The sequence below is a fragment of the Pseudomonas sp. NFR02 genome (assembly GCF_900119375.1).
Lineage (GTDB): Bacteria > Pseudomonadota > Gammaproteobacteria > Pseudomonadales > Pseudomonadaceae > Aquipseudomonas > Aquipseudomonas paracarnis.
Window position 1 is genome coordinate 15,550 of record NZ_FPJJ01000011.1, and the last position, 26,005, is coordinate 41,554.

24 protein-coding genes and 2 pseudogenes are annotated in these 26,005 nt (G+C 60.0%); 13 read left to right on the forward strand and 13 right to left on the reverse strand.

The features are described from left to right. Positions 1 to 9: 9 nt before the first annotated feature. Positions 10 to 261 carry a hypothetical protein gene (locus tag BT199_RS25150; protein WP_014717957.1) on the reverse strand — a complete coding sequence of 84 codons (252 nt, stop codon included), beginning with the start codon at positions 259 to 261 and terminating at the stop codon, positions 10 to 12. A 134-nt stretch (positions 262 to 395) separates the two neighbouring features. On the opposite strand from BT199_RS25150, the gene nhaR reads away from it, so the two are divergent. Beyond that, a complete protein-coding gene (nhaR, locus tag BT199_RS25155; protein WP_072435673.1) occupies positions 396 to 1,298 on the forward strand; it encodes a transcriptional activator NhaR in 903 nt (300 codons plus the stop codon). Between the two features lie 4 nt (positions 1,299 to 1,302). Here the strand turns inward: nhaR and BT199_RS25160 are convergent, their stop codons facing one another. Then, positions 1,303 to 2,457 (reverse strand): MFS transporter, encoded by a 1,155-nt coding sequence (locus BT199_RS25160; protein ID WP_072435674.1) that lies wholly within the window; start codon positions 2,455 to 2,457, stop codon positions 1,303 to 1,305. Between the two features lie 241 nt (positions 2,458 to 2,698). Here BT199_RS25160 and sstT point away from each other — a divergent pair, with 241 nt between their 5' ends. Continuing rightward, positions 2,699 to 3,919, forward strand: coding sequence for a serine/threonine transporter SstT (gene sstT / locus BT199_RS25165; RefSeq protein WP_072435675.1), 1,221 nt, complete (start codon positions 2,699 to 2,701; stop codon positions 3,917 to 3,919). Between the two features lie 71 nt (positions 3,920 to 3,990). Here sstT and BT199_RS25170 read toward each other — a convergent pair whose 3' ends face one another. Both BT199_RS25170 and BT199_RS25175 read right to left on the reverse strand, forming a co-directional pair. Further along, positions 3,991 to 7,251 (reverse strand): hypothetical protein, encoded by a 3,261-nt coding sequence (locus tag BT199_RS25170; RefSeq protein ID WP_072435676.1) that lies wholly within the window; start codon positions 7,249 to 7,251, stop codon positions 3,991 to 3,993. Positions 7,252 to 7,431: 180 nt separating this feature from the next. Continuing rightward, entirely contained in the window at positions 7,432 to 7,941 is a 510-nt protein-coding gene (locus BT199_RS25175; protein WP_072435677.1) for a DUF1993 domain-containing protein, read from the reverse strand. A gap of 117 nt (positions 7,942 to 8,058) precedes the next feature. Here BT199_RS25175 and BT199_RS25180 point away from each other — a divergent pair, with 117 nt between their 5' ends. Continuing rightward, positions 8,059 to 8,709, forward strand: coding sequence for a YceH family protein (locus BT199_RS25180; protein WP_014717951.1), 651 nt, complete (start codon positions 8,059 to 8,061; stop codon positions 8,707 to 8,709). A 572-nt stretch (positions 8,710 to 9,281) separates the two neighbouring features. Here BT199_RS25180 and BT199_RS25190 read toward each other — a convergent pair. After that, complete coding sequence (locus BT199_RS25190; protein WP_072435679.1) at positions 9,282 to 10,100, reverse strand: shikimate 5-dehydrogenase; 819 nt, start codon at positions 10,098 to 10,100, stop codon at positions 9,282 to 9,284. Positions 10,101 to 10,256: 156 nt separating this feature from the next. Here BT199_RS25190 and BT199_RS25195 point away from each other — a divergent pair, with 156 nt between their 5' ends. The 3 genes from BT199_RS25195 to BT199_RS25205 all read left to right on the forward strand — a co-directional run bounded on the left by BT199_RS25195 (position 10,257) and on the right by BT199_RS25205 (position 11,334). Continuing rightward, complete coding sequence (locus BT199_RS25195; protein WP_019818659.1) at positions 10,257 to 10,631, forward strand: hypothetical protein; 375 nt, start codon at positions 10,257 to 10,259, stop codon at positions 10,629 to 10,631. Positions 10,632 to 10,865: 234 nt separating this feature from the next. Continuing rightward, a complete protein-coding gene (locus BT199_RS25200) occupies positions 10,866 to 11,060 on the forward strand; it encodes a hypothetical protein (RefSeq protein ID WP_003190284.1) in 195 nt (64 codons plus the stop codon). Positions 11,061 to 11,151: 91 nt separating this feature from the next. Next, the gene (locus BT199_RS25205; protein ID WP_072435680.1) at positions 11,152 to 11,334 is read left to right on the forward strand and encodes a hypothetical protein; all 183 of its coding nucleotides are present in this window, start codon (positions 11,152 to 11,154) and stop codon (positions 11,332 to 11,334) included. 3 nt (positions 11,335 to 11,337) lie between these two features. Here the strand turns inward: BT199_RS25205 and BT199_RS25210 are convergent, their stop codons facing one another. Then, positions 11,338 to 12,405, reverse strand: coding sequence for an AI-2E family transporter (locus BT199_RS25210; RefSeq protein WP_019818663.1), 1,068 nt, complete (start codon positions 12,403 to 12,405; stop codon positions 11,338 to 11,340). A gap of 171 nt (positions 12,406 to 12,576) precedes the next feature. Between BT199_RS25210 and yegQ the strand changes: the two genes are divergently transcribed. Beyond that, a complete protein-coding gene (yegQ, locus tag BT199_RS25215) occupies positions 12,577 to 13,890 on the forward strand; it encodes a prephenate-dependent tRNA uridine(34) hydroxylase TrhP (protein WP_072435681.1) in 1,314 nt (437 codons plus the stop codon). Positions 13,891 to 13,912: 22 nt separating this feature from the next. On the opposite strand, the gene BT199_RS27790 is transcribed toward yegQ, so the two are convergent. The 3 genes and pseudogenes from BT199_RS27790 to BT199_RS25225 all read right to left on the reverse strand — a co-directional run bounded on the left by BT199_RS27790 (position 13,913) and on the right by BT199_RS25225 (position 17,091). Then, the gene (locus tag BT199_RS27790; RefSeq protein ID WP_370874666.1) at positions 13,913 to 14,734 is read right to left on the reverse strand and encodes a methyl-accepting chemotaxis protein; all 822 of its coding nucleotides are present in this window, start codon (positions 14,732 to 14,734) and stop codon (positions 13,913 to 13,915) included. Positions 14,735 to 14,770: 36 nt separating this feature from the next. After that, a pseudogene (locus BT199_RS27795) lies at positions 14,771 to 15,592 on the reverse strand (cache domain-containing protein); the annotation flags it as partial. 179 nt (positions 15,593 to 15,771) lie between these two features. Beyond that, positions 15,772 to 17,091: a Na+/H+ antiporter family protein gene (locus BT199_RS25225; protein ID WP_161794324.1), complete on the reverse strand. Its 1,320-nt coding sequence runs from the start codon at positions 17,089 to 17,091 to the stop codon at positions 15,772 to 15,774. Between the two features lie 1,372 nt (positions 17,092 to 18,463). Between BT199_RS25225 and BT199_RS27800 the strand changes: the two are divergent. After that, positions 18,464 to 18,610 (forward strand): annotated as a pseudogene (locus tag BT199_RS27800) (HAMP domain-containing protein); the annotation flags it as partial. A 102-nt stretch (positions 18,611 to 18,712) separates the two neighbouring features. Further along, positions 18,713 to 19,468, forward strand: a complete 756-nt coding sequence (locus BT199_RS27805; RefSeq protein ID WP_370694801.1) for a methyl-accepting chemotaxis protein — start codon at positions 18,713 to 18,715, stop codon at positions 19,466 to 19,468. Between the two features lie 128 nt (positions 19,469 to 19,596). Here BT199_RS27805 and BT199_RS25235 read toward each other — a convergent pair whose 3' ends face one another. The 4 genes from BT199_RS25235 to BT199_RS25250 are packed head-to-tail and all read right to left on the reverse strand — an operon-like array spanning position 19,597 to position 22,188. After that, a complete protein-coding gene (locus BT199_RS25235; RefSeq protein ID WP_014717944.1) occupies positions 19,597 to 20,910 on the reverse strand; it encodes a sensor histidine kinase in 1,314 nt (437 codons plus the stop codon). After that, positions 20,907 to 21,575 (reverse strand): response regulator transcription factor, encoded by a 669-nt coding sequence (locus tag BT199_RS25240; protein WP_003190268.1) that lies wholly within the window; start codon positions 21,573 to 21,575, stop codon positions 20,907 to 20,909. Before BT199_RS25240 ends, BT199_RS25235 begins: the two co-directional genes overlap by 4 nt. Then, entirely contained in the window at positions 21,575 to 21,886 is a 312-nt protein-coding gene (locus BT199_RS25245) for a PepSY domain-containing protein (RefSeq protein WP_003190266.1), read from the reverse strand. The genes BT199_RS25240 and BT199_RS25245 overlap by 1 nt, the downstream gene beginning before the upstream one ends. Continuing rightward, positions 21,886 to 22,188: a PepSY domain-containing protein gene (locus tag BT199_RS25250; protein ID WP_014717943.1), complete on the reverse strand. Its 303-nt coding sequence runs from the start codon at positions 22,186 to 22,188 to the stop codon at positions 21,886 to 21,888. Before BT199_RS25250 ends, BT199_RS25245 begins: the two co-directional genes overlap by 1 nt. A gap of 158 nt (positions 22,189 to 22,346) precedes the next feature. Between BT199_RS25250 and BT199_RS25255 the strand changes: the two genes are divergently transcribed. The 4 genes from BT199_RS25255 to codB all read left to right on the forward strand — a co-directional run bounded on the left by BT199_RS25255 (position 22,347) and on the right by codB (position 25,986). After that, entirely contained in the window at positions 22,347 to 23,426 is a 1,080-nt protein-coding gene (locus tag BT199_RS25255; protein WP_072435683.1) for a patatin-like phospholipase domain-containing protein, read from the forward strand. Between the two features lie 97 nt (positions 23,427 to 23,523). Next, complete coding sequence (gene queD / locus BT199_RS25260; RefSeq protein ID WP_003190259.1) at positions 23,524 to 23,880, forward strand: 6-carboxytetrahydropterin synthase QueD; 357 nt, start codon at positions 23,524 to 23,526, stop codon at positions 23,878 to 23,880. Between the two features lie 64 nt (positions 23,881 to 23,944). Then, entirely contained in the window at positions 23,945 to 24,568 is a 624-nt protein-coding gene (locus tag BT199_RS25265; RefSeq protein WP_072435684.1) for an NUDIX hydrolase, read from the forward strand. Between the two features lie 149 nt (positions 24,569 to 24,717). Next, positions 24,718 to 25,986 (forward strand): cytosine permease, encoded by a 1,269-nt coding sequence (gene codB / locus BT199_RS25270; RefSeq protein ID WP_060764293.1) that lies wholly within the window; start codon positions 24,718 to 24,720, stop codon positions 25,984 to 25,986. The last annotated feature ends 19 nt before the right edge of the window (positions 25,987 to 26,005 follow it).

A 26,005-nucleotide genomic window follows, 5' to 3' on the forward strand; every position in this document is an offset into this window, starting at 1 on the left:
GCTGGGGAATTAGGTTTCTTTGGTGTCGGATTCAGCAGCGTTTTCAGCGTCTTTTTCCTGCTTCTCAGGGCTGATCAAGCCCTGGGTTGCTTCACTCAATGCCTGCTCGGCGGCCTTGTGGGTGTCGTCGATGGCCTGCTTGGCCGACTCGGTAGCCTTGCCCAGCACCTGTTGCGCGCTTTTCTCGACTTGATCACAGCCGCTGACCCCTATCAATGAAAGCGCAAGCAACGACGCCGCGCCCAGGGAATTGAGTTTCATGATGTATTCCTCGTTAGAACCATTGGGTCCAAGTAGTGGCCCCTCGATAGCGAGGCATTCTATGCAGACGAACAGTTCAGTAAAATTCGTATTTTTCTCGCGTATACTTCGGTTTTTGCGAAGTGTAAGCGAGCATGCTCAATTATCGACAGCTGCATTACTTCTGGGTGGTGGCCAAGACCGGCAGCATCGTGCGCGCCTGTGAGCAGTTGAACCTCACGCCGCAGACCATCAGCGGGCAGATCAGCCTGTTGGAGCAGACCTTCGGTATTGCCCTGTTTCAGCGGGTCGGGCGCCAGCTTGAACTGACCGAAGCCGGGCGCCAGGCGCTGCCCTACGCCGAGCAGATGTTCCAGACCGGCAACGAACTGGAGGCGATGCTGCGCGCCCAGCCCGACGAACAGCAGATCCCGTTCCGCGTTGGGGTGGCGGATGTGGTGCCCAAATCCATCGTGTACCGGTTGATCGCGCCGACCATGGAGTTGAGCGAACCGATCCGCATCACCTGCCGTGAAGACAAACTCGAGCGTTTACTGGCCGACCTGGCGATCCAGCGCCTGGACCTGGTGATTTCCGACAGCCCCATGCCCACGCACTTGGACATCAAGGGCTACAGCCAGAAGCTGGGAGAATGCGGCATCAGTTTTTTCGCCACCCAGGCGTTGGCTGACCAGCATGGGGGGGATTTCCCAAAGTGTTTGCAGGGCGCACCGCTGTTGATTCCGGGGGCAGAGACCGTGGTGCGCAGCCGTTTGCAACGCTGGTTTGCCGAACAGCAGATTCAACCCCGCATCATCGGCGAGTTCGACGACAGCGCCTTGATGCAGGCCTTCGGGCAATCCGGCAGCGGGATTTTTATCGCGCCCAGCGTGATCGCCGACGAGGTGGTGCGCCAATACGGCGTGGCGCTGATCGGCCAGACCGATGCAGTGACCGAGTCGTTTTATGCGATCTCAGTGGAGCGTAAGGTCAAGCACCCCGGCATTGTGGCCATTACCGAGGGTGCCCGGCGGGAGTTGTTTACCGCCCTGCCCTGATCGCTCAGGCATTGAGCGCCTTGGGTTTGGCGGTCATCAGCCACAGTGCGAGCAGGATCGACACCAGGATAAACCCCGAAGCGGCAAACCCCAGGCTGCCCAGGCCCAGGGTGTCGATGACATGCCCGCCCACCATCGCGCCCACGCCAATGCCGAGGTTGGCGCCGGCAATGTTCAGCGACGCCGCAAACGCCGGCGCATGGGGCGCGGCCTTCATCAAGCGCACATGGCTGACCAGGAACATCGCCGCCTGGGTCACGCCCCACACCGCCATCGCCGCGGCCAGGCCGATGGCCGAGTGAATCGCCGGCACCACTGCCACCATGCCCGCGATCATGAACCCGCAGAACACCATGGACGCAATCAACGGATGACGATCCACGGCACGTCCGCCCAGGGAGTTGCCGATCAGCCCGACCGCGCCAAAGCCCATCAGGCACCAGCCCACCAACGTGCCGTCGAACCCGGCCAGGCGCTCAAGGATATCTGCCAAGTAGGTATAGGCGGTGAACATGCCACTGAACACCAGGATCGACAGCAGGATATGCCCCTGCATCACGGGGCTGCGCAGGATCTTGAATTGCGAGCGCAAGCTGGCCTGCTGGTGCTTGGCCGGGGTAACCGGCAGGTAGACATACAGCAGCAATGCCTTGGCCAGGGCAATCACCGCGAGCACGGCGAACGCGGTGCGCCAGCCGAACATATCGGAAATCAGCGTGCCCACCGGAATACCAAATACGGTGGCGCAAACAATGCCAAAGCCGATTTTTTCAATCGCACGCCCGGCGAACTCAGGGCCGACAATGTCAACCGCCGTTTCGCTGGCCAGGGCCCAGAACACGGGCAAGCCCAGGGCTGGGATCAAACGGGCCAGGGCCATTACCCAAATATTCGGCGCCAGTGCCGCCACCGTATTGGCCGCTGCAAACATGATCAAGATGCTGATAAACAGACGCTTGCGTGGGAAGCGTGCGCAGTAGGCAGTGAGGAACGGGCCGAACGCGGCCACGGTGAACGCGAACAAGGTCACCAGCAGCCCGGCCTGGGACACACTGACGTTCAGGTCCCGAGCAATCGAGGGCAACAGGCCGACGATGACGAATTCTGTGGTCAGCACGGTAAAACCGGCGGCTGACAGCAGCAGGATAGGAAACAACATGAAAACTCCAGAAACAACGACATCAACGACAGCCCGAGGGGCCCGCTGACGGATAGGAAAGATGAGAGGGATGAAGCTTAACAGAACATGTGCGGATCTGACCAAGCCCGACTGAAACGGGTGACGGAATGCCGCAGCGAACGAGACGCGTCCTACAGCATGCTAGACTTCGCGCCTGCTTCCTACAGTGCTTTCTGCCTGCAATGCTGCGCCCTACTAAAAAAACTAGAGACAACTCTTTATGACTGCTGCCCCTTCCCTGTTGCAACGTTTAATGCGCGTCAGCCTGGTCACCCAAATTGTCATCGGCCTGATTGCCGGGATCGTGTTGGCCTTGCTGTTCCCCGAGGCCGCGCGCGCCACCGGTTTTATCGGCAAGGTATTTGTCACGGCGCTGAAGGCTGTCGCGCCGATCCTGGTGTTTGTGCTGGTCATGGCTTCCATTGCCAACCACAAGCACGGTCAGGAAACCCACATCCGCCCGATCCTGTTTCTGTACCTGCTCGGCACTTTTTCCGCCGCCGTGGTTGCAGTGGTCGCCAGTATGTTGTTCCCGTCTGCCTTGGTACTGGTCACCCATGACGCCACGGTAAGCGCCCCCGGCGGTATCGGCGAGGTGCTGCAAAGCCTATTGCTCAGCGTGGTGGATAACCCGGTCAGTGCGCTGATGAACGCCAACTTCATCGGCATCCTGGCCTGGGCCATTGGCATGGGCATCGCCATTCGCCATGCCGGTGAAACCACCCGTACGGTATTGGACGACTTGTCCAACGGCGTCACCCTGATCGTACGCGTGGTGATCCGCTTCGCCCCGCTGGGCATCTTTGGCCTGGTGGCCTCCACCCTGGCCACCTCGGGCTTCGGCGCCCTGCTCGGCTATGCCCACCTGCTGGCCGTGCTGATCGGCTGCATGTTGTTCGTGGCGCTGGTGATCAACCCGGCCATCGTGTTCTGGAAACTGCGTCGCAACCCTTACCCGCTGGTGCTGATGTGCCTGCGCGAAAGCGGCATCACCGCGTTTTTCACTCGCAGCTCAGCGGCGAATATTCCAGTGAACCTGGCGCTGAGCAAACGCCTGGGTCTGCATGAAGACACCTACTCGGTGTCGATCCCGCTCGGTGCCACCATCAACATGGCCGGCGCCGCAATCACCATCACCGTGCTCACCCTGGCGGCTGTGCACACCCTCGGGATTGCCGTGGACCTACCAACCGCCGTACTGCTCAGCGTGGTCGCGGCCATTTGCGCCTGTGGGGCTTCCGGCGTGGCGGGCGGCTCGCTGCTGCTGATTCCGCTGGCGTGCAGCCTGTTTGGTATTCCAAGTGAAATCGCCATGCAGGTTGTCGCCGTTGGTTTCATCATCGGCGTACTGCAGGATTCGGCCGAAACGGCACTCAACTCATCTACCGATGTGTTGTTTACTGCCGCGGCGTGCCTGGGTAAAGAAGACCAGGCCGCCTGAATGAGCAAAAAAAAGCCCGAGCCGTTCACTCAGAACCGACTCGGGCGTTTTCAATGACGGCTGAATATCTATCAAGATGGCGAAGTGGCCGCAGTGAATCCCTGAAGGGGCATCCCGTATCGCTCGTTTGTTTGCGGATTGAATCGGTACCACTTACCGGTAACGGTATCTAACTGAGCCATGATCTTCGTCGCATCCTCGCCCGGAGAAGTGCCCACCGTTACATTTTTCGGCTTATGCTTAAAAACCCTGTCAACACTGCGGTTAGCCGCAATGATCTTCCAGCCAAGGCTTCCTTTGCCCAGGATCGACGAGAACGTTGTCAGCCCCCTTGTGCCAATGGCTGCCCCGCCCGCAAATGGGTTGGCGGCGCTGATAAGTGCCCGCCCCAGCCTGCCTGTAACCCCCCCACGCCCTAGCTGCCCACCGACCTTGGCGATCTTTGAAATTTTGCCGACCGCGCCTGCACCTGCGACAACAAAACCAAATACGTCAAATGCCAGGAAAGTGAGTCCTTCACCGATCCTTCCCTGCTGAAAACTGTGAAGTGCCGACGCGCCCGGTATCAGTGCACGGGTCACCGCCTGGATTTTTTCGAATTCAGTCACTTCAGTGTCGAACGTGGTGACACCTCTGGCCGCGTTGACCACCGTTTCACGTTCGTCGGCCCTGAAAAAATGGCGTGTGACTACGTCTGCTATATGCTGCGTTCGCTGCGAATTGAAGGCTTGAGTAGGAGATGAAGTTTGAAGCTTTGATTCTCGCTCTTTACGTTCTGCCGGATCATTGGCATTAATTTCACTGATTTTGGTGTTGGATCGAACTCTGACCTTGGGTTTATTCGTAGCAACGGGGCTCCACTCGCCTTGCAACCCTGTCTTCAGCCCCTCCGCTAAATCTGCGCGATGCTGCAGCCCGCCCGTCGCGGGATTGAATTCGTAAATCCGTTTCTTGCCTTTATGCAGCGTCTCAAGAAATACAGAGCTACTTTTAACTTCTTCAGTCTCCGAAACATCGTACTGAATCTTGTAACCTGCCGATGTAATGGTTTGGGTAACTTTTTCCTCCCCATAGATTTTCAACGCGCCGTGCTGCAGTGCCTCTTGATCCTCCTGAGGCAGCAAAGACATCTGATGTTTAACATTCACGCTCATGGCGTCTTTAAATCCGTCGAAATACTCCAAGACATGTGATTCGAACGCTTCGTTTAAAGATTCCATCTCGCGAACGTCAGCCGCTATTTTTTCAATCGGAACAGCGGGATCATTGGAAAACCATCTGACATGTTGCTGCGGGGCCGAATAGATATCCAATATCGAATAGGGACCTTTTAAATCGCGGTGATTCTCGGTTGGATAGATTGTTTTTTTCTCGAAGTCTATTTTCCCATAGGTTTCCTCGGGAAAACGGTTCCTCAATATACTCAGCCCTAATTCCGAGCGACTATGTAATACCGTGCGTTGCGCTTCTGAAGCAGTTGTCAATAACTCGAAGCGCTCGTTCGCGAGGACGCCGGCACGTTCAATCTCTTCATTCGTATAATTGTTATCCTCCCGTTTTTCGATGGCCCCATCTGCCACCGCCCAATGAATCAACCCCTCTCGCGCCGCCGCCGCTTCCACTTGTATCCCGGCAGCATCTATGGGCCTCAAGTCGTCTTGGAGCAACTGCTCATACGTTTTAGTCGCCGCCAGACCTGGAGCGCGCATCTCAGCTTTGGCAACGATCGATTTCAAACTGACCCAATTCGGTGAGCCGTAAGTCACATGATCCGGGACATCTTTGACCAGCAATTCCGGAGCGTGGTGCGACAACAGCAGATAGGCCGCAACAGGAGCGTTACCGCCGTATGACTTGCTCAGATGATCAGTTAGCCCTTTCAGAACAAATGACAGCGGTTTTCCCCAGTTCTCGCGCGCCGACAGATCAAACCCAGCCACCTTGTTCTTTTCGCCCGGTTTCCACAACGCATCCTGATTGAGGCCTATCTGGAGAGCCGAAAGTGCCCAATCCTCAACACTGCCGACCCCCTCGAACTTGTCGCGCAAGGCTTCGCCCAAGGACTGCGCAGCCGGACTTTGCAAAAGCCTCAAGATCGCTTGTCGGGGATCTTTCAACTCTGCTTCGGACCATTGGATGGTTTGCGTAAGATACCCGAACGCGTTTTGGCTCAATTTCAACTGATCGAATTCAGGCAGCGCCATCGCGTTATAGGAAACAGCATCGTAGATCGCCTGCTGTTGGGTCGTATCGAGCGGCGTTGGCCACGCTAGCCCCCCGCCAAAATCCTGATGCGGTTGTGGGTACTGAAGTTGTTGTAAACTGTTGCCCATTTCCATTATCTCGGCTTTATTAACCGGATGCTTCCAGCCATTGGCCGTCATGAACTGCAAAAGGTTCACGTGTCGTCCGGCCATGGGTTGGTTATCCAGGTGGAAACCCGAGTCAGGGCCAAGCTTGATCAGTTGAGATTGCAGGAAAGATTGAAATCCGGCATCACGATCATAGGGAGGTCGGTAACTGCTTAGAATGCTGGGATCGTGGCGACGCCAGGATTCTTGCTGATCCAGATAATCGTCTACCCCCACAAGAGCTTTGATCAGGCCAGCGTTGAAGGATTGCAGATCGCGTCTATCGGCAAGTTGTTGTTTTTGCAACATCAGGGTTTCTTCAGAACGCGCCTGACCAACGCCCGACGTCGCAAATGCGTTGTTTTTTTGCAGCTCCCGAGCTCGTTTTCGATCTTCGGTTGAATCGTTATGTATCGTCTCTCCGTAAAACTGTGCAATCAACTTGAGGGGTACACTTTCGGCGCGCACGGCTGAGTAGCTTATCCCATCGGGAGCATAGGCTTTCAATGCGACCATAATGGGCCCTGCGTATAACGCCCACTGAGGGTGGTCTTTTAAAGTAAGTCGGGCTATCGCTCCATTTTTTTTATTAACGCTCAGCGTCCCGTCAGAGGCGATCTCCATGGTGGTCGGGTCAAAACCTTTCCGCTCCAGCATAAATATAAGATTCGGGTCTTCAAGTGTATTACGCAACTGTGTACGCCATTGGCCGAGAGACGACGCGTCTGGAATACTCGGAATAATAGTGTGCTCATCACGAGTCCGATCCTCTAGGGCATCTGCATAGAGGGCGGCCAATTCACTGTCAGCTTGAGCACGGTCAGAGGTTGATAGAACCGCTTCATTACCGTTAGCCTCTCGACGGGGCCGGCTCGTCGCAAGCGAGCTTGAAGACGAATCCTGGCTGACGGACGTATTGCGTGTGGCTTCGAAATAAGCGTTATGGGTGGTCGACGTTAACGCAGAGGAGGAAAGCTGCATTTAGTTTGTGGTCTCCAGGTTCTTCGGTTGAAAGTTTAATAGGCACTCCTGAGTGAGATTTACTGAATATTGGTTGCATCAAGATATGTAACAAAGCATTGGTGAAAAGAATATCCTGCAAAAAAAAACCGAGGCCGTTCATTTCAGAACAAGCCCCGGTTTTTTTATTGAAGCGTGAGTTTAGAACGCGCCCATGTAATCACGCTTGCCCACTTCCACACCGTTGTGACGCAACAAAGCGTAAGCGGTGGTGACGTGGAAGAAGAACTGCGGCAGGCCGTAGGTCAGCAGGTAGGACTGGCCGCTGAAGCGCTTCTCTTTCGGCGTGCCTGGGCGGGTGATGATTTCGATACCTTCCTTGCCGTCGATCTGCTCGGGCTTGATGGTGTCGACGAAGGCCAGGACCTTGGCGATCAGTGCTTGCAGGTCGGCAAAGGTGACTTCGCTGTCTTCGTACTTCGGTACTTCGATCTCGGCCAGGCGTGCCGACACACCTTTGGCGAAGTCCACGGCGATCTGCACCTGGCGCACCAACGGGAACATGTCCGGGAACAGGCGCGCTTGCAGCAAGGCGTTGGGCTCGATGTTCTTGGCGCTGGCGTGGGCTTCGGCTTTGTTCAGCACATCGCTCAACGCGTTGAGCATTTGCTTGAAGACTGGGATAGAAGCGGCGTACAGGGAAATGGTCATGTCAGTCTCACTGATAATGGCAGGGTTGGAACCAGCGGCGATTATAGCCATGCCCGGTGCTTGTCTTTTATTTTTTGAGGATTACGCTGGTGAGCTTCACTGCATAGGGAAAGCGCGATGACCGCCGAGCACGACACCGACACCCCTGAGCCGCGCCTGAACAGCACGGAAATCCGCATCCTGGGCTGCCTGATCGAAAAACAGGCGACCAACCCGGAAACCTACCCCCTCACCCTCAACGCCCTGGTGCTGGCCTGCAACCAGAAGACCAGCCGCGAGCCGGTGATGAACCTCAGCCAAGGCCAGGTCGGCCAGAGCCTGCGCGCGCTCGAAGGCCAAGGCTTCACGCGCCTGGTGATGGGCAGCCGCGCCGACCGCTGGGAGCACCGTGTGGACAAGGCCCTGGAACTGGTGCCGGCCCAGGTGATCCTGACCGGGCTGCTGTTCCTGCGGGGGCCGCAGACCGTCAATGAGTTGCTCACCCGCAGTGGGCGTATGCATGACTTTGAGGATGCCGAACAGGTTGTGCATCAGCTCGAGCGCCTGATTGCACGAGGACTGGCGCTGCTCGTGCCGCGTCAGGCGGGGCAGCGGGAAGACCGGTATACCCATGCACTGGGGGACCCGGCAGATATTGAAGCGATTATGACCGCGCGGGGGAATCCGGTAGAGCGTAGCGCAGGGGCTGTTTCGGTGGAGCGCATTGAAGAGCTGGAAGCGCGGATTGCCGCACTGGAAGAACGGCTGGCGCAGCTGGAACAGGGATAATGCAGATAAACATGTGGGAGCTGGCTTGCCTGCGATAGCCATTGGTATCGACACAACTTTGTAGGTTGCAGCAGCCAACGGTAACTACGATGCGAAGCGAGCCGCTCTTGATCTTGCTCTGCTTTTGATCTTAGGCGCCCCGTTAAACCACGCTGGCCGAACGCAGGCTTTAATTCGTGGGTAACCCGGCAGGACGCCGGGTTAGCCGCCCCGCGCCATGGATGGCGCGTGGCGGCGGCCCACGGATTCAAGCCTGCGTTCGGGCACACCGAGCCTAGGCGAGGTGCCGAGTGGTGGGGCAAGAGCCTTTTGCTTACTTTTGGGCTCTTTTCAAAAGTGAGCCGCTGTAAAAGCGGAACCCTAAGTAGCCGTTACCGCAGGAATGGATATGTACTCGGTATTACGGCGTCGACTGTGAGGCCGTCTTCGCAGGCAAGCCAGCTCCCACAGTTGGATCGTGGGGTGTCAGGTAGATAGCCGTCGCCTGGCAGGCCGCCATCGCAGGCGAGCCAGCTCCCACAGTTGGATCGCGTGCGCGTCAGTTAGATCACCGAATGGTTGTGCGTAAGGCTTTAGCTGCGGGCGAAGGCCACCGCTGCCTCGAACTGCTCCTGCGTAGGCCGCACGCCGGTATAAAGCACAAACTGCTCCAACGCCTGGATAGCGATCACTTCCAGCCCGGTAATCACCCGCTTGCCCTGGGCACGGCCACGCACGATCACCGGCGTTTCCGCCGGGATCGCCACCACATCGAAGACGGTCTCAGCCTGATCGATTGCCTCGGCCTCAAACGCCAACGCATCCGCCTCCGCCCCGCCAGTCATGCCGATGGGCGTCACGTTGATCAGCATCTGTGGCCGCAGGCTGCCCAGATCCGCCTGCCACGCGTACCCCAGGTTCCTGGCCAATGCCTGGCCCGCCACCTCATTACGTGCCACGATCACGCCATTGGCGTACCCCCCGTCACGCAAGGCACTGGCGACCGCCTTGGCCATGCCGCCGCTGCCGCGCAGGGCGAAGCTGGAGTCCTTGGGTACCGCGTGTTTTTTCAGCAGTTGCTCGATGGCGATGTAGTCGGTGTTGTAAGCCTTGAGGTGGCCGTTGGTGTTGACGATGGTGTTCAGGGAGTCGATGGCTTGAACCGAATCGTCGAGTTCGTCCACCAAGGCAATGGCAGCCTCCTTGAACGGCATGGACACCCCGCAACCGCGCACACCCAGGGCGCGGATACCGCCGATCGCGCCGGGCAGGTCCTGGCTGCTGAAGGCTTTATAGTAAAAATTCAGACCCAGTTGTTCATACAGGTGGTTATGAAAACGCAGGCCAAAGTTCCCAGGGCGCGCCGACAGTGACATGCACAGTTGGGTGTCCTTGTTGGGGTGCATCTGCATGGATAACTCCTTGAAGTAAGCAAATCGGTACAGACCTTACACAACCTTTACTCACTGGCCGTGCTGTTTTCTCGAAATACGTTGTCTTAAAAGTATCCCCGCGACAATCCTTGAGTCTATTGATTGCAGACCACAAGCGCAGGGGCTAATTGAGGAATGACCATCATGCGTAAACTTCCCAGGATCGCCTTGCTTATCGGCGCACTCGCAATGGCCGGCCAAGCTTCCGCCCACGGTGGTGGTTGGGGTGGCCCGGCCGTGTTCGGTGCGCTTGTCGGCGCAGCGGTAGTCGGCTCTGTGGTTGCCAGCCAGCCGCGTGAGGTGTACGTGCAACAACCGGTGTATGTGCAGCCGCAGCCGGTGTATGCCGCGCCGCCGCCGGTCTACTACGCGCCACCGCCACCAGTGTATGTGCAACAGCAGGTTTACTACCGCCCGGCGCCCGTCTATTACGGCCCACCGCGCGGTTATTATGGGCCACCTCGTGGCTACTACGGCCCGCCCCACGGTTACTACCGCCATGGTTGGTAAGGTTTAATCCCGTTGACAGCCACAGGCCTCGCCCACACGCGGGGCCTTTTTTTGCCTGGGAAGTCCGGATTTATCCTGCCAGTGTCGCTGTGAGAACAACGCCCGAGCGCCAATCCCACATCATAAGCGTCAAATATCCTCTTGATCGATTGCGGGCTGCGCTGTCATGTTTGCGTCACAAAACAGTCGCACTATCGACTCAGTCCAGCCAATAACAATTAAGGACGATTGACCATGCCCACACAAAACCCGCACCGCACCGCCGGCCTTTGCACCTCCAGCAAGGTCTACAGCGCCTTGACTGAACTCAAGCACCTTGAAGGCCATCGCAGCGCCAAGTTCCTGGCATTACTGGCAGAAAACCTGGTGCGCAAGGGCCTGCTCAGTGAGCACGAAGTGGTGAACATGCTCGACCAGGTGGTGGATTAACGCCTGGCGTTGATGTCGACTATCGAGCCAGGTGATTTTTCCCAGGCATCGGCAAACCGTAAGGTGACCTCCATAACGTTTGGAGGTATTTATGCCCACTGTTCAAATCATGTCTGTCATCGGCAGCGCCGTCCCCGCCCCGCTGCGCAAACTGGGCTTGCTCGCCTGCTGGTATGTCGTGCGCGATGGCGAGCCGATCAGCGGCCCGCTCACCTCGTTATCCGATGCCGAAACACAACGCCAAATGGCAACCGACTTCAGGCTCGAGGCCTGAACGCTATGGCAGCGGCAACTTGACCCGGGGCTTGGTTTCGACGAACAACGCCCAGCACGACATGAACAACGCCGCCACCAGCGGCCCGATGACAAAGCCGTTAAGGCCGAACACCGACAGGCCGCCCAAGGTCGAGATCAGGATCAGGTAGTCCGGCATCTTGGTGTCCTTGCCCACCAGGATCGGGCGCAGTACGTTGTCCACCAGGCCAATCACGAACACCCCGAACAGCCCCAGCACCACGCCCTGCCAGATCGAACCGCTCAACAGGAAGTAAACCGCCACCGGCCCCCAGACCAGCCCGGCACCCACCGCTGGCAATAGCGACAGGAACGCCATCAGCACGGCCCAGAGCAAGGCACTGGGGATGTCCAGGAACCAGAAAATCAAGCCTCCCAGCGCACCTTGGGTCACAGCCACCAGCACGTTGCCCTTGACCGTGGCGCGCACCACGCGGTTGAACTTGAGCTGCAGGCGACGCTTTTGCGGCTCGGCCAACGGTACGGCTGTGCGCACTTTGCGTACCAGTTCCGGGCCATCGCGCAGCAGGAAAAACAGCAGGTACAACATGATGAAAAAGCTCACCAGGAAATCAAACGTCCCCTGGCCGAAGCTGAACGCCTGAGAGGCAAAGAACTGACTGCCCTGCATCGCGCCCTTGACGACCTTTTCCCGCAGCCCTTCGAGGTTGCCCATGCCAAAACGGTCGAGCAATTGCTGGAAATACGGCGGTAGAACGTTCTTGAATTGCTCGATATAACCCGCCACGTCGAGTTTGCCGCTCTCGATGTTTTTGTAGAGCGTGGCCCCCTCTTGCACCAGCAAAGCACTGGTGATGATCACCGGCAGAATCGCGATCACCAGGCACACCATCAAGGTGGTCAGGGAGGTCAGGTTGCGGTTCCAGCTAAAACGCTGCTGCAGGCGGCGCTGCATCGGCGCAAAGATAATGCCCAGGATCACGGCCCAGAACACCGCGCCGTAGAACGGCAGCAATATCCAGATAAAAGCCACCGTGACCAAGGCCAGTAGCAGCAACAGGGTTTTGAATTGCAGGTTGGTTTGATTCATGTCCGGTCCATGTCAGAAAAACAGGGCCGATGGCGGCCCTGTTGCTTAGTCCGCAGCCAAACGTGGGAGTGCCCTTGTTTATCGAACAAGCATAGATCGCCATGCGTAGACGTGGATCAATGAACGGCGCCCGGCCCTGCACTACCCTCGCGCCTTTTGCGACCTACAGCCATGCCCTCGATGATTGCCCCCGAACTGCTCGCCCCTGCCGGCACCCTGAAAAACATGCGCTACGCCTTCGCCTACGGTGCCGATGCGGTCTATGCCGGCCAACCGCGCTACAGCCTGCGGGTGCGCAACAACGAGTTCGACCACGCCAACCTGGCCCTCGGCATCCACGAAGCCCATGACCTGGGCAAGCGCTTCTACGTGGTGGTGAACATTGCGCCGCACAACGCCAAGCTCAAGACCTTCCTCAAGGACCTGGCGCCCGTGATCGCCATGGGCCCGGATGCGCTGATCATGTCCGACCCGGGGTTGATCATGCTGGTGCGCCAGCACTTCCCGCAGATGCCGATCCACCTGTCGGTACAGGCCAATACGGTGAACTGGGCCAGCGTGGCGTTCTGGCAGCAACAAGGCATTTGCAGGGTGATTCTGTCGCGGGAGCTGTCCCTGGAAGAGATCGGCGAAATCCGCCAGCAAGTGCCGGCGATGGAGTTGGAGGTGTTTGTACATGGCGCCTTGTGCATGGCCTATTCCGGGCGGTGCCTGCTGTCGGGCTACATGAACAAGCGCGATGCCAACCAGGGCACCTGCACCAATGCCTGCCGCTGGAAATACCAGGCCACGCCGGCAGTGGAGAATGCCACTGGCGATATCGTCCATGAATATCAACCCACATTAGGGATCGGCACGCCCACCGATCAGGTGTTCCTGCTACAGGAAGCCAATCGCCCCGATGACTCCATGCCCGCTTTCGAAGACGAACATGGCACCTACATCATGAACGCCAAGGACCTGCGGGCCGTGCAGCATGTGGAACGCCTGGCACAGATGGGCGTGCATTCGTTGAAGATCGAAGGCCGCACCAAGTCCCACTTTTACTGCGCGCGCACCACCCAGGTGTACCGCCAGGCCATCGATGACGCAGTGGCCGGCCGGGCGTTTGACCGCGGCTTGATGACCAACCTCGAGTCCCTGGCCCAGCGTGGCTACACCGAAGGTTTTCTGCGCCGCCACGTGCACGATGAATACCAGAACTACCAGAACGGCAGCTCGGTTTCCGAGCGCCAGCAGTTTGTCGGGGAGCTGACTGGCGAACGTCGTGGCGCGTTGGCCGAGGTGAAGGTCAAGAACCGCTTTGCGCTGGGCGACCACCTGGAGTTGATGACGCCCGCGGGCAATTTTCATTTTGACTTGCCGAGCCTGCATAACGCCAAGGGCGAAAGCATTGAGGTGGCGCCGGGGGACGGGCATACGGTGTATGTGCCGATTCCGGCGCAGATGGACCTGCGCTTTGGCCTGCTGATGCGCGACGTTTAAACCCTGCCATGGGTTGAATGGATCAGATCCTGAACTGGCCCACCAACTGCCCGAGGCGCTGGCCCAGGTCGGCCAGACTGCGAGACGTCTGAGCGCCCAGTTGGGTTTCGTCCGCCACGCTGTCCACCGCTACCGCAATCTGATGCACGCTGCGGTTGATCTCTTCCGCCACGGCGGTCTGCTCTTCCGCGGCGCTGGCGATCTGGGCGTTCATTGAGTTGATGGTGCCAATCAGTTGCGCCATGGTGTCCAGGGACGCGCCGGCCTGGTTGGCCTGGGCCGAAGTGCCGTCGCCGGCATCGCTGGAGCGGCGCATAGCGTCCACGGCCGCCTCGGTGCCTTTTTGCAGGCGATCGATCATGCCCTGGATTTCCTGGGTGCTGGTTTGGGTGCGACTGGCCAGGGCGCGCACTTCATCGGCGACTACGGCAAAGCCACGCCCAGCCTCCCCGGCCCGTGCGGCCTCGATGGCAGCGTTGAGCGCCAGCAGGTTGGTTTGCTCGGCGATGGAGCGGATCACGCCGAGCACACTGACGATTGACGACACATCCTGCTGCAGGCTGTCCAGGGACACGCCGCTGCTGCGGATGTCGTTCACCAGCGCATGGATCTGCGCGATGCTGCCGTCTACCACACGTTTGGCGGCCTGGCCTTCGGCGTCGGTCTGCTGCGCAGCGACGGCGGCGCCTTGGGCACTGCGTGCCACTTCGTGCGCCGCCGAAGACATCTGGTTGATCGCAGTGGCCACCTGGTCGGTCTCGTGGCGCTGGCGTTCCATGGCCTGTTCGGAACGCTGGGCCTGGTCGGACACCTGGCTCACCAGCCCGGTGAGTTGGGCGGTCATGTCGGTGATCTGGCGCACCAGGCCGTGGATTTTCTCGACAAAGCGGTTGAATGCACCGGCCAGGTCGCCGAGTTCATCCTGGCTGGTAATGGCCAGGCGGCGGGTCAGGTCACCTTCACCCGCGGCGATGTCATCGAGGTTGGCTTTCATCAGGTGCAGCGGGCGCAGGATGGTATTGGCCAGCAGCATGCCCACGGCGGCGATCACCAGCAACACCACCACGGCGACGCCGAGGATGCTCAACAGCACGCCTTGCATGCGCTTTTCGACTTTAGCCTGCACCACTGCCACCTGGGCGTCGATGCCATCGAGGTTCACCGAGGTGCCGATCACCATGTCCCACTTGGGCAGGTACTCGGTATAGCCGAGCTTGGGCACCAGTTCGGTCTGGCCGGGCTGGGTCGAGCTGTATTGCAGGTAGTGGGTGCCGTCCTTGCCGACCTTGACCAGGTCGCGGTTGACGTAGACGCCGTTGGGATCGCGGTTGTCCTTGAAGCTCTTGCCCACGCCGTCCGGGCTGTTGCCCTTGAACAGGCGGATGGTCTCGGAGTCGTAGCCGAAGAAATAGCCATCTTTGCCGTAGCTGGTATTGGATAACAACTTGACCACCTGCGCCCGCGCCGCGCTGTCGCCGGGGGCTGCCGCGTCGTAGAGCGGCTTGATGGTGGTCATAGCCACCTCGACATAACTTTGCAGGGTGGCCTTGGCGTCGTTGAGCAGGCGCTGACGGGTTTCATCCACCTCGTTGCGGGCCTGGCCCTGCAGAATCCACACGGTGGTCAGGCTGATGACCACGGCAAACAACAACACCGGCACGACAGCAAGGGCCAGGACTTTGGCCTTCAAACTCAGACGCATGGCTTTTCTCTCTTGTTAGTGGCGACTTGAGAGGTTAACGGCCATGTGAGCGATTACTGTAGGCGCGAGCTTGTGTGGCCAGAGCTTGCTCCCGCTCGGGTGCGCAGCGCACGCAAGCTTTTTGGGGCTGCTTCGCAGCCCAGCGGGAGCAATCTCTGGCCACAGGGGGCTCACTTGGATCAGAGCGTCATCGCAGCCAGCCAGCCGAACGCCAGCAGCGGCAGGTTGTAGTGCAGGAAGGTCGGTACCACGGTGTCCCAGATATGGTGGTGCTGGCCGTCGATGTTCAGGCCGGAGGTGGGCCCGAGGGTGGAGTCCGAGGCGGGCGAACCGGCGTCGCCCAAGGCCCCGGCGGTACCGACAATGCACACGATGGCCAGCGGGCTGAAGCCCAGTTGCACACACAGCGGCACGAAAATCGCCGCGAGGATCGGCACCGTGGAAAACGACGAGCCGATGCCCATGGTCACCAACAACCCCACCAGCAGCATCAACAACGCGCCAACGCCCCGGCTATGACCGATGAACGCTGCCGAGGCCTGCACCAGCGAGTTCACGTCACCGGTCGCCTTGAGCACTTCGGCAAAACCTGAGGACGCGATCATGATGAAGCCGATCATCGCCATCATCTTCATGCCTTCGGTGAACAGGTCATCGGTGTCGCGCCAGCGCACGATGCCCGACACCGAGAAGATCAGGAACCCGGCCAGGGCGCCGATGATCATCGAGTCCAGCCACAATTGGATGATGAACGCCGAGGCAATCGCCAGGCCGGCCACCAGCAGGGTCAGCGGGTTGTACTGCACCGCCACTTGCTCGACACGCTCGATTTTCTTCAGGTCGTACACACGCTTTTTGCGGTAGCTGATCAACACCGCCACCAGCAGGCCGACCACCATGCCCAGCGCCGGCAAGCCCATGGCGTGGGTGACATTGACCCCGCTGATATCCACTCCGCTCTTGGCGACGTTAGCCAGCAGGATCTGATTGAGGAAGATATTGCCAAAGCCCACCGGCAGAAACATGTACGGCGTTATCAGGCCGAAGGTCATCACGCAGGCGATCAGGCGACGGTCCAGTTGCAGCTTGGTCAGCACATACAGCAGCGGCGGTACCAGCAGCGGAATAAACGCAATGTGGATCGGCAAGATGTTCTGCGAGGCAATCGCCACCACCCACAACAGGCCGATCAGCAGCCATTTAACGTGGTTGCCACCGCTGGCGTCCTGGCGGTCCACCAGCAGCAAGGCTTTGTCCGCCAGGGCATGGGCCAGTCCGGACTTGGCAATCGCCACGGCGAAAGCCCCGAGCAATGCGTAGGACAAGGCCACGGTTGCGCCGCCGCCCAGCCCGCCGTTGAAGGCCTTGAGCGTGGCCTCGATACCCAGGCCACCGGTCAAGCCGCCCACCAGGGCGCCGACGATAATGGCGATGACCACGTGCACGCGGGACAGGCTGAGTACCAGCATGGTGCCGACCGCGGCGATGACTGCGTTAATCATGGTTACCTCAAGCAGAAACAAAAAAGACAGGCATGCCCGCGCGCGGCCCATGGGAACAGCTGCCGGCGTGCAAGCTTGAAAGAGGTCTTATTAGAGGGCGCGCACTTTGCAGGAGCTGGGCTGTCATGTCAAAAACTGTGGTGAGGCAAAGCCCTCTGGACGGATAAAGAATTACAGGCGCTGGCCGATACGCTGTCTCTATGTGCTTTCAGGTAAGGATGTCCCGATGTCGCTCAGGCAGCTCTCCATTCAATGGAAAATCACCCTGCTGGCGGGCCTCTGCCTGCTGGGGATCGTGACCCTGCTGGTGGGTCTGTCGCTGTATCGCATGGCGCAGAGCTCGCAACAGGTCAAGGCATCCAGCATGCAGATGCTCGACGAAGCCGCCCAGTCGCGCATCGAGGCCCAAGGCGAAGTGCAAGCGCTGGGCATTCGCCAGCAGTTCATGGATGCCTACCAATACGGCCATGGTTTTTCCCGCCAGGTGCTGTTTTTGCGCGAACAGGCCGAGAAGCGCTTTCTCGATGCCTTCGACACCCGTGAAGACCTGACCCGCCAGGTCAAGGCCGCCCTGCAGGCCAACCCCGACCTGCTCGGCCTGTCCCTGGTGTTCGAAGCCAATGCGCTGGACGGCAAAGACGAACTGTTCGCCAACCAGGCAGAACTAGGCAGCAATGACAAAGGCCGTTTCGCACTGTACTGGTCGCAACCGACACCGGGAAAAATCACCTCGATGGCACTGCCCGAGAGCGACATGGCCGACACCTCCATCGGCCCCAGCGGCGAAAAAGCCAACGCCTGGTTCACCTGCCCGCGCACGACTCTCAAACCCTGCGTGATCGAGCCCTACTTCTATGTGATCGACGGCCAGAACGTGCTGATGACCAGCATCGTGTTCCCGCTGATGGTCAATGGCAAAGTCATCGCCTCGCTGTCGGTGGATATCAACCTCAACAGCCTGCAGGCGGTCAGCCAACAGGCCAGCCAGAAACTGTACGACGGCCAGACCCAGGTCAGCATCCTCAGCCCGACCGGCTTACTGGCCGGCTACAGCCCGGATGCCAGCAAACTCAGCCAACGCCTGGAGCAGGTCGACCCGGCCAGCGGCGCACAGTTGACCAGTGCCTTGGCCAGCAGTACCCAGACCCACAGCCTGCGCACCGACCATCAACTCAAGGTACTGGCGCCTTTTGCGCCGATTCCCGGCGGTAAGGCGTGGGGCGTATTGCTGGATGTACCGGAAAAAGTCCTGGTCGCCCCCGCCGAAGCGCTGAAAAACCAGCTGGACGCCGACAACGCCAAAGGCACCCTGCTAGAACTGGGCCTGGGCCTGCTCGCCGCCGTGGTCGGCTTGATCCTGGTGTGGCTGATGGCGCGCAGCGTGACCCGGCCAATCCTTGGCGTGGCGCACATGCTTGAGGATATCGCCAGCGGCGAAGGCGACCTGACCCGGCGCCTGGCCTACGCCAAACAGGACGAACTGGGCCAATTGGCCGGCTGGTTCAACCGCTTCCTCGACAAGCTGCAGCCGATCATTGCCGAGGTCAAACGCTCGGTGCAGGACGCCCGCGGCACTGCCGACCAGTCCGCGGCCATTGCCACGCAAACCAGCGCCGGCATGGAGCAGCAGTACCGCCAGGTGGATCAGGTGGCTACCGCATCCCACGAAATGAGCGCCACCGCCCAGGACGTGGCCCGCAGCGCCGCCCAAGCGGCCCAAGCCGCCCGAGATGCCGACCAGGCAACTCGTCAAGGCTTGACGGTTATCGACCGCACCACCGCCAACATTGGCGAGCTCGCCGCCGACATGAGCACCGCCATGACCCAGGTAGAGGGCTTGGCCGCCAACAGCGAACAGATCGGCTCGGTGCTTGAAGTGATTCGCGGCATCGCCGAGCAGACCAATCTGTTGGCGCTCAACGCCGCCATCGAAGCCGCTCGCGCCGGTGAAGCCGGCCGCGGTTTTGCCGTGGTCGCCGACGAAGTGCGCAACCTGGCGCGGCGCACCCAGGAATCGGTGGAAGAAACCCGCCTGGTGATCGAACAATTGCAAACCGGTACCAGCGACGTGGTCGGCTCCATGGGCAACAGCTATCGCCAGGCTCAGGGCAGCGTCGAACAGGTCGGCCAGGCCGTCACCGCCTTGCGCCAGATTGGCGATGCGGTCACGGTGATCAGTGATATGAACCTGCAAATCGCCAGCGCCGCCGAAGAGCAAAGCGCCGTGGCCGAAGAGATCAACAGCAACGTGGCGACCATTCGCGATGTGACCGAGTCGTTGTCGGAGCAGGCCAATGAATCGGCGCGGGTCAGCCAGGCGTTGAACAGCCTGGCAAATCAGCAGCAGGGGTTGATGGATCAGTTCAGGGTCTGAATGTAGCAAGGCTTTACTGTGGGAGCCGGGCTTGCCCGCGATGCAGACACCTCGGTATGTCAGGCAAACCGAGTCGATGCTATCGCAGGCAAGCCAGCTCCCACATTTTGAGCGGTGGTGTGTGAATGCTAGCGCCGTGGCAACTGGATCAATACCTTGAGCCCACCCAGCTCGCTCTCTTGCAGTTGCAACACCCCACCCCACACCTCAACGATATCCCGCACGATCCCCAAACCCAGGCCATGGCCAACCCTTTGCTCATCCAGGCGTGCGCCACGGCTGAACACTTGGTCGCGCTGGGCCTCGGGAATGCCGGGGCCGTCGTCTTCCACCGCCAGCCGATAGCCCTGGGGCGTCTCGCTAACGCTCAGGCGTACCTCGGCGTCCGCCCATTTACAGGCGTTGTCCAACAGGTTGCCCAGCAGTTCCAGCAGGTCTTCACGGTCCCAAGGCAGTTGCAGGCCCGGCGCCACCTGGTAGCTGAGGTCCAGGTGTTCGCCGTGGATCATGCGCAGGGTGGCCAGTAAACCGGGCAGTTCTTGTTCACAGTCAAACAACGCGCCCGGCAGCGCATCACCCGCCAGGCGCGCACGGTTGAGTTCACGGTTGAGGCGCTGCTGCACCTGCTCCAATTGCTCGCGCAGCAACTGGCTCAGTTGCGGATGATCCTTGAGGGCGTCACTGGAGGCCGCGCTCAACAACACTGCCAGCGGGGTTTTCAGCGCATGCCCCAGGTTGCCGAGGGCGTTGCGCGAGCGCTTGAGGCTGTCTTCGGTGTGCGCCAACAGGTGGTTGATTTGCGCCACCAGTGGCTCCAGCTCAAGCGGCACCTGAGTATCGAGTTGCGAGCGCTGGCCTTGTTGCAGTTGGGCGATCTGGTTACGTGCGGTCTCCAGGGGGCGCAGGGCACGGCGCACGGTGACCCGTTGCAGGATCAGCACCAGCAGCAGCGCCGCCAGCCCCATCACCAGGCCGACCTGACGCATCAGGCGAAAGCTCTCGCGCACAGGCGTGTAGTCCTGGGCCACGCTGATGGAAATCGATTGGCCAAAGCGCTTGTAGTCCGAGCGCAGCACCAACAGTTGCTGGCCTTCGGGTCCCAGTTGCAGGTTGCCCTTGAGCCCCGCCACCGGGAGCCGGGGCAGTTCCTGGTCCCACAGTGAGCGGGAGCGCCAATGCACATCGGCAAAGTCGATACGAAAGTAATGCCCGGAAAATGGCCGTTGGTACGCCGGCGACAGGCGTTGCTCATCCAACTGCACGCCGTTGGGCCCACGCACCAGCGCCACCAGCAGGTTTTCGCTGTCGTTGCGCAAGCCCGCTTCAAGGTAGCGCTGCAAACCCGCCTCGAACAACCACAGGCTGGTTTGCGCCAGCACCACGCCGACGATCACCATCACGCTGATCAACCCCAGGCTCAAGCGCCGCTGGATCGACCTCATGCCGGAGTGGCGCCGAATCGGTAACCCTGACCGCGTCGGGTCTCGATCACGCTGCGTCCCAATTTGCGCCGCAGGTGGTTGACGTGCACCTCCAGCACATTGGAGTCGCGTTCGGTCTCACCGTCATACAAGTGCTCGGCAAGGTGGCTTTTGGACAGGATCTGTTCGGGATGCAGCATGAAATAGCGTAACAAGCGAAACTCGGCAGCCGTCAGTTGGATCTCGGCGCCGTCACGTAGCACGCACTGGCGCCCTTCATCCAAATGCAGGCCGGCGGCTTGCAGGGTGGGCTGGTTCGTCTGGCCGTGGGAGCGGCGCAGCAGCGACTGGATGCGCAGGTACAGTTCTTCAGGGTGAAAGGGTTTGCTCAGGTAATCATCGGCGCCGGCCTTGAGCCCTTCGATACGCTCGGCCCAGGAATCGCGGGCGGTAAGGATCAGCACCGGGATGGCCAACGCGGCGGCGCGCCATTGGGCCAGCACGTCAAGCCCGGGCAAACCGGGCAGGCCAAGGTCGAGAATGATCAAGTCATAGGGCTCGCTGCGCCCTTGATACACGGCGTCCCGGCCGTCGGCCAGCCAGTCGACTGCATAACCCTGGCGCTGCAGGCCGGCCATCAGTTCGTCGGCCAGGGGCACGTTGTCTTCCACCAGGAGCAGGCGCATCAGTCTTCCTCATCTTTGATCAGGTCGCCATTGGTGGCATCCAGCTTGATCTCGCGCACCACGCCCTCGGTGGTCACCAGTTCCACTTCATAGGCGTATTGCCCGTGTTTCTTTTCCAGTTCGGCCTCCAGCAGCCGCGAGCCGGGGTATCGCGCCATGGCCTGCTGCAACAGCTGTTCCAATGGCAGGATCACGCCTTGCTGGCGCAGGGCCAGGGCTTCGTCCTGGTTGAGGTCGCGGGCCGCCAGGCTGGAACAAAACACCATGAGCACCAGCGCCACGCGACTGCCGACGCGTAAATTTACCTTCATTACGTATCCTGATGATTCTTGAGAACCTGCCCGGTGAGCGCATTCAATTCAACATCCCATTCAATGCCGTCGGTATCTCGTAGCTCGACTTCATAAACGTACTTGCCGTACTCCTCATCCAAATCGGTGTCCAGCAGCGTCGAACCAGGGTGAAGGGCCAGGGCCGTAGCGTCCAATTGATCGAAAGCGACAATTGTAACAGTGGCCGGCACGATCAGTGGCTTGTCGGGGTCCACGGCGGCGGCCGGGGTCGCCGTAACGAGGATGATAGCGGCGGCGCCCAGGGCAGTGAGGCGCTTCATGATAAGTCTCCGTTACATGATGTTTTCCTACGCCGGCCACGGTACGCGCTGCAACTTAACTGAAACTGAATTGCCACCATGGCAATTCCGGTTAAGCCATTTTTCCCACTGCCTGCGAGATTTCTTATACTGCCCCGCTCGCCTCAACAGAGACCGGTATGACAGCCATCCATATCAAGTTCCCGGCCTTGACCCTCAAGGCCGGCAAACGCGCCTTCACCCGCATCCGCGAGCAGGGCCTTGCGCCTGCCGACGTCGGTATCCTCCCCGGCGCGGCGGGCGGCCCCAAGGCCCTGGGTATCCAAGGGCTGGACCTGGCGCTGTTCGGTGACTGGTTGCCCCGTGCGCCGCGCGAGCGTGCGCTGATCGGCGCGTCCATCGGCTCGTGGCGGTTCGCCAGCGCCTGCCTGCCCGACCCGGTGCAAGGTTTGCTCGACCTGGGCCGCCTGTACAACGAGCAGCGCTTTGCCAAAGGCGTGACCATGGCGCAAGTCAGCCAGAGCTGCCAACGCATGCTCGACGACCTGCTGGCCGGGCGCGATGCGCGGGTGCTGGACAACCCCGACTATCGGCTGAACATCATGGTGGTCAAGAGCCACGGATTGCTCGCCGATGACCACCGTGGGCGGCTGGGGCTGGGCCTGTCATCGGTGATTGCCGATAATCTGCGGGGCCGCGCACGGCTGTCGCGGCATTTCGAACGGCTGATCATCCACGACCCGCGTCAGGCGCCTCCGGTACACCCCCTGAAAGATTTCCCCTCGCGCTTCCTCACCCTGGACGTGGGCAACCTGCGCCAGGCGTTGCTCGCGTCCGGCTCGATCCCCATGGTCATGCAAGGCGTGCGCGACCTGCCCGGTGCCGGGGTCGGCACCTACCGCGACGGCGGCCTGTTGGATTACCACCTCGACCTGCCCTACCACGGCGATGACATTGTGCTGTACCCGCACTTTACCGACCGGGTCATCCCCGGCTGGTTCGACAAGGGCCTGCCATGGCGACGCAGCAACCAGCAGGGCTTGCAGGATGTGTTACTGCTGGCGCCGTCCAGGGACTACCTGGCCCGCCTGCCCCACGGCAAGCTGCCAGACCGCAGCGACTTCAAGCGTTTCATGGGCGATGATCCAGGCCGCAACAAATATTGGCAAACTGCCATGAGCGAGAGCCAACGACTGGGAGATGAGTTTTTGGCATTGGCAGATAACGGCAAGCTCGGCGACCGTTTGCTAGCCCTTTGACCGCATGGGCGCCTGCGGCCGAGGGGCGGTATGCGCAGAGGTTGAGCAAACTGTTAAACTCGCCGCCTGCCAGACACCTGACCGAGCTGAAAACACTGTGGAAATCTTCAAAGAGTTTACCTTCGAATCCGCCCACCGCCTGCCCCACGTACCGGAAGGCCACAAATGCGGGCGTCTGCATGGGCACTCGTTCAAGGTGGCCATCCACCTGAGCGGCGACCTGGATCCCCATACCGGCTGGATTCGCGACTTCTCGGAGATCAAAGCGATTTTCAAGCCGCTCTATGAACGCCTCGACCACAACTACCTCAATGACATTCCCGGCCTGGAAAACCCCACCAGCGAAGTGCTGGCCAAGTGGATCTGGAATGAACTGAAACCCTTGCTGCCGGAACTCAGTGCGATCCGTATCCACGAGACCTGCACCAGTGGCTGCATCTATCGCGGCGAGTAAGCGATAACGTGTTGGAAAACCACCTGCGGGTGGTTTTTTTTGGAAATGCTTTCAGGAGAACGTGATGGAAACCACCTGGCTGGCCCAAGCCAAGCGCTTGCAGGCGCTGGCTTCCACGGGGTTGCATTTCTGCACCGATGCTTTCGAGCGCGAGCGCCTGGAGGAAATTGCCCTGATCGCTCACACCATGCTGGCGCAATTGGGCAACGTACCGCTGGAGCGTATCACCGGCCTGGTTTCGGATTTCGCCCAGCGTTATTCGACACCGATGATCGACGTGCGCGGTGCGGTGATCGAAGGTGAGCGGATTTTGCTGGTACGGGAATCGACCGATGGCTGCTGGGCATTGCCCGGTGGTTATGCCGATATAGGTTTGTCGGCGGCCGAGAACATCATCAAGGAAATCCACGAAGAAGCCGGGCTCACTGTCACCGCAAGGGCGCTATACAGCGTGACGCACAAGGCCAAGGGCTCGTACCGGCCAGATGTGAGGGATTTCTACAAGTTGTACTTCCTTTGTGACCGGGTGGACCAACTCGCACCCACGGCAGGTTTTGAAACCACCGAAGTCGGCTTTTTCACCTTGGATGACCTGCCGCCCCTGTCTCGCGGGCGCACGATTGAAAGTGATCTTGAGGCTGCCTTCGCATTTAATCGGGGTGAGACCACGCAGACACTATTCGACTGAGCCAGTTTGGCTCACCGCTGCACCGCTTTTGCGCTGGATTGGGCGGGAGACCCTATGAAGGGCTTGCTCCCGTCAGCGCATACCTGCCTGCACCTGCATTGGCACGCAGGATGCACACAACCTGGGTCACCACTCAGGGAGCAGCCCCCATGACGCAGCAAGACCCCGGCAACGATTACCCTCTTAGCGAAGTCCCCTTGCACGCGCGTAAGGGCCTGGCCTCTACGGCCATGGTGTTGCTGGGGTTCACGTTTTTTACCGCGACCATGTTCGCCGGCGGCAAGCTGGGAGTGGCGTTCAGCTTCATCGACATGCTCGGCGTCGTGGCCCTGGGTAACCTGTTGTTGGGTATCTACGCCGCAGGCTTGGGTTACATCGCGTTCAAGAGCGGCCTGAACTCGGTGTTGATGGGGCGTTTCTGCTTCGGGGAAGTGGGCAGCAAGCTCAGTGACTTGATCCTCGGCTTTACCCAGATCGGCTGGTATGCCTGGGGCACGGCCACGGCGGCCGTGGTATTGGGCAAGTATTTCCAATTGAGCCAGGGCAGTGTGCTGGGGCTGATGGTGGTATTCGGCTTACTGTTCTGCGCCACCGCCTACGTGGGGTATCGCGGCCTGGAGATCCTGTCCTACATCGCGGTGCCGGCCATGGGGCTTCTGTTGCTGCTGTCGATGTGGGTCGCCACCGTGAAGGTCGGCGGGCTGGAGGGGCTGCTGGCGGTGGTGCCCAGCGCTGAGCTGGACTTGTCCACCGCCATCACCCTGGTGTTCGGGACATTTGTCAGCGGGGCAACTCAGGCCACCAACTGGACACGGTTTTCGCGCTCGGCCAAGGTTGCGGTGCTGGCCAGCCTGATCGGCTTTTTTGTCGGCAACGGCTTGATGGTGCTGATCGGGGCCTATGGCGCCATCGTCTATCAGCAACCGGATGTGGTGGAGGTCTTGCTGCTGCAAGGTTTCGCCACGGCGGCGATGGCGATGTTGCTGCTCAATATCTGGAGCACCCAGGACAACACCATCTACAACTTCGCCGTCGCCGGTTGCAACCTGCTGCGCACCCAACGGCGCAAGAGCGTGACCCTGGCCGGCGCGGTGATCGGCACCCTGCTCGCCTTGTTCGGCATGTACGACCTGCTGGTGCCGTACCTGATCCTGCTGGGCACGGTCATCCCGCCGATAGGAGGCGTGATCATGGCGGACTTCTTCTATCGCTATCGCGGCCAATATCCCCGCTTGGCAGAGGCTCACTTACCGGCATTCAATTGGCCAGGTCTGATCGCGTATGGGGTGGGCACCGTGGTCGCGTTCAACTCGCCGTGGGTCGCGCCGTTGGTGGGAATTTTTGCCGCATCGCTGACCTATGTGTTGCTCAGCGCCATACTACGCGCCATGACCGCCTGGACATCGGTATCGCCCTGAGGATCTGGCGGCTGTCTGC

What these genes read in the sequence shown, in the direction of transcription:
- BT199_RS25160 (WP_072435674.1), bottom strand. Translation starts at nt 2,457, where the DNA reads ATGTTGTTTCCTATCCTGCTGCTGTCAGCCGCCGGTTTTACCGTGCTG.
- BT199_RS25190 (WP_072435679.1), bottom strand. Translation starts at nt 10,100, where the DNA reads ATGCAGATGCACCCCAACAAGGACACCCAACTGTGCATGTCACTGTCG.
- yegQ (WP_072435681.1), top strand. Translation starts at nt 12,577, where the DNA reads ATGCCCTCGATGATTGCCCCCGAACTGCTCGCCCCTGCCGGCACCCTG.
- BT199_RS25265 (WP_072435684.1), top strand. Translation starts at nt 23,945, where the DNA reads ATGGAAACCACCTGGCTGGCCCAAGCCAAGCGCTTGCAGGCGCTGGCT.
- BT199_RS25200 (WP_003190284.1), top strand. Translation starts at nt 10,866, where the DNA reads ATGCCCACACAAAACCCGCACCGCACCGCCGGCCTTTGCACCTCCAGC.
- sstT (WP_072435675.1), top strand. Translation starts at nt 2,699, where the DNA reads ATGACTGCTGCCCCTTCCCTGTTGCAACGTTTAATGCGCGTCAGCCTG.
- BT199_RS25170 (WP_072435676.1), bottom strand. Translation starts at nt 7,251, where the DNA reads ATGCAGCTTTCCTCCTCTGCGTTAACGTCGACCACCCATAACGCTTAT.
- BT199_RS25255 (WP_072435683.1), top strand. Translation starts at nt 22,347, where the DNA reads ATGACAGCCATCCATATCAAGTTCCCGGCCTTGACCCTCAAGGCCGGC.
- codB (WP_060764293.1), top strand. Translation starts at nt 24,718, where the DNA reads ATGACGCAGCAAGACCCCGGCAACGATTACCCTCTTAGCGAAGTCCCC.
- nhaR (WP_072435673.1), top strand. Translation starts at nt 396, where the DNA reads ATGCTCAATTATCGACAGCTGCATTACTTCTGGGTGGTGGCCAAGACC.
- BT199_RS25150 (WP_014717957.1), bottom strand. Translation starts at nt 261, where the DNA reads ATGAAACTCAATTCCCTGGGCGCGGCGTCGTTGCTTGCGCTTTCATTG.
- BT199_RS25210 (WP_019818663.1), bottom strand. Translation starts at nt 12,405, where the DNA reads ATGAATCAAACCAACCTGCAATTCAAAACCCTGTTGCTGCTACTGGCC.
- BT199_RS25180 (WP_014717951.1), top strand. Translation starts at nt 8,059, where the DNA reads ATGACCGCCGAGCACGACACCGACACCCCTGAGCCGCGCCTGAACAGC.
- BT199_RS25195 (WP_019818659.1), top strand. Translation starts at nt 10,257, where the DNA reads ATGACCATCATGCGTAAACTTCCCAGGATCGCCTTGCTTATCGGCGCA.
- BT199_RS25250 (WP_014717943.1), bottom strand. Translation starts at nt 22,188, where the DNA reads ATGAAGCGCCTCACTGCCCTGGGCGCCGCCGCTATCATCCTCGTTACG.
- BT199_RS25175 (WP_072435677.1), bottom strand. Translation starts at nt 7,941, where the DNA reads ATGACCATTTCCCTGTACGCCGCTTCTATCCCAGTCTTCAAGCAAATG.
- BT199_RS25235 (WP_014717944.1), bottom strand. Translation starts at nt 20,910, where the DNA reads ATGAGGTCGATCCAGCGGCGCTTGAGCCTGGGGTTGATCAGCGTGATG.
- BT199_RS25245 (WP_003190266.1), bottom strand. Translation starts at nt 21,886, where the DNA reads ATGAAGGTAAATTTACGCGTCGGCAGTCGCGTGGCGCTGGTGCTCATG.
- BT199_RS25205 (WP_072435680.1), top strand. Translation starts at nt 11,152, where the DNA reads ATGCCCACTGTTCAAATCATGTCTGTCATCGGCAGCGCCGTCCCCGCC.
- BT199_RS27805 (WP_370694801.1), top strand. Translation starts at nt 18,713, where the DNA reads ATGGAGCAGCAGTACCGCCAGGTGGATCAGGTGGCTACCGCATCCCAC.
- BT199_RS27790 (WP_370874666.1), bottom strand. Translation starts at nt 14,734, where the DNA reads ATGACCGCCCAACTCACCGGGCTGGTGAGCCAGGTGTCCGACCAGGCC.
- BT199_RS25240 (WP_003190268.1), bottom strand. Translation starts at nt 21,575, where the DNA reads ATGCGCCTGCTCCTGGTGGAAGACAACGTGCCCCTGGCCGACGAACTG.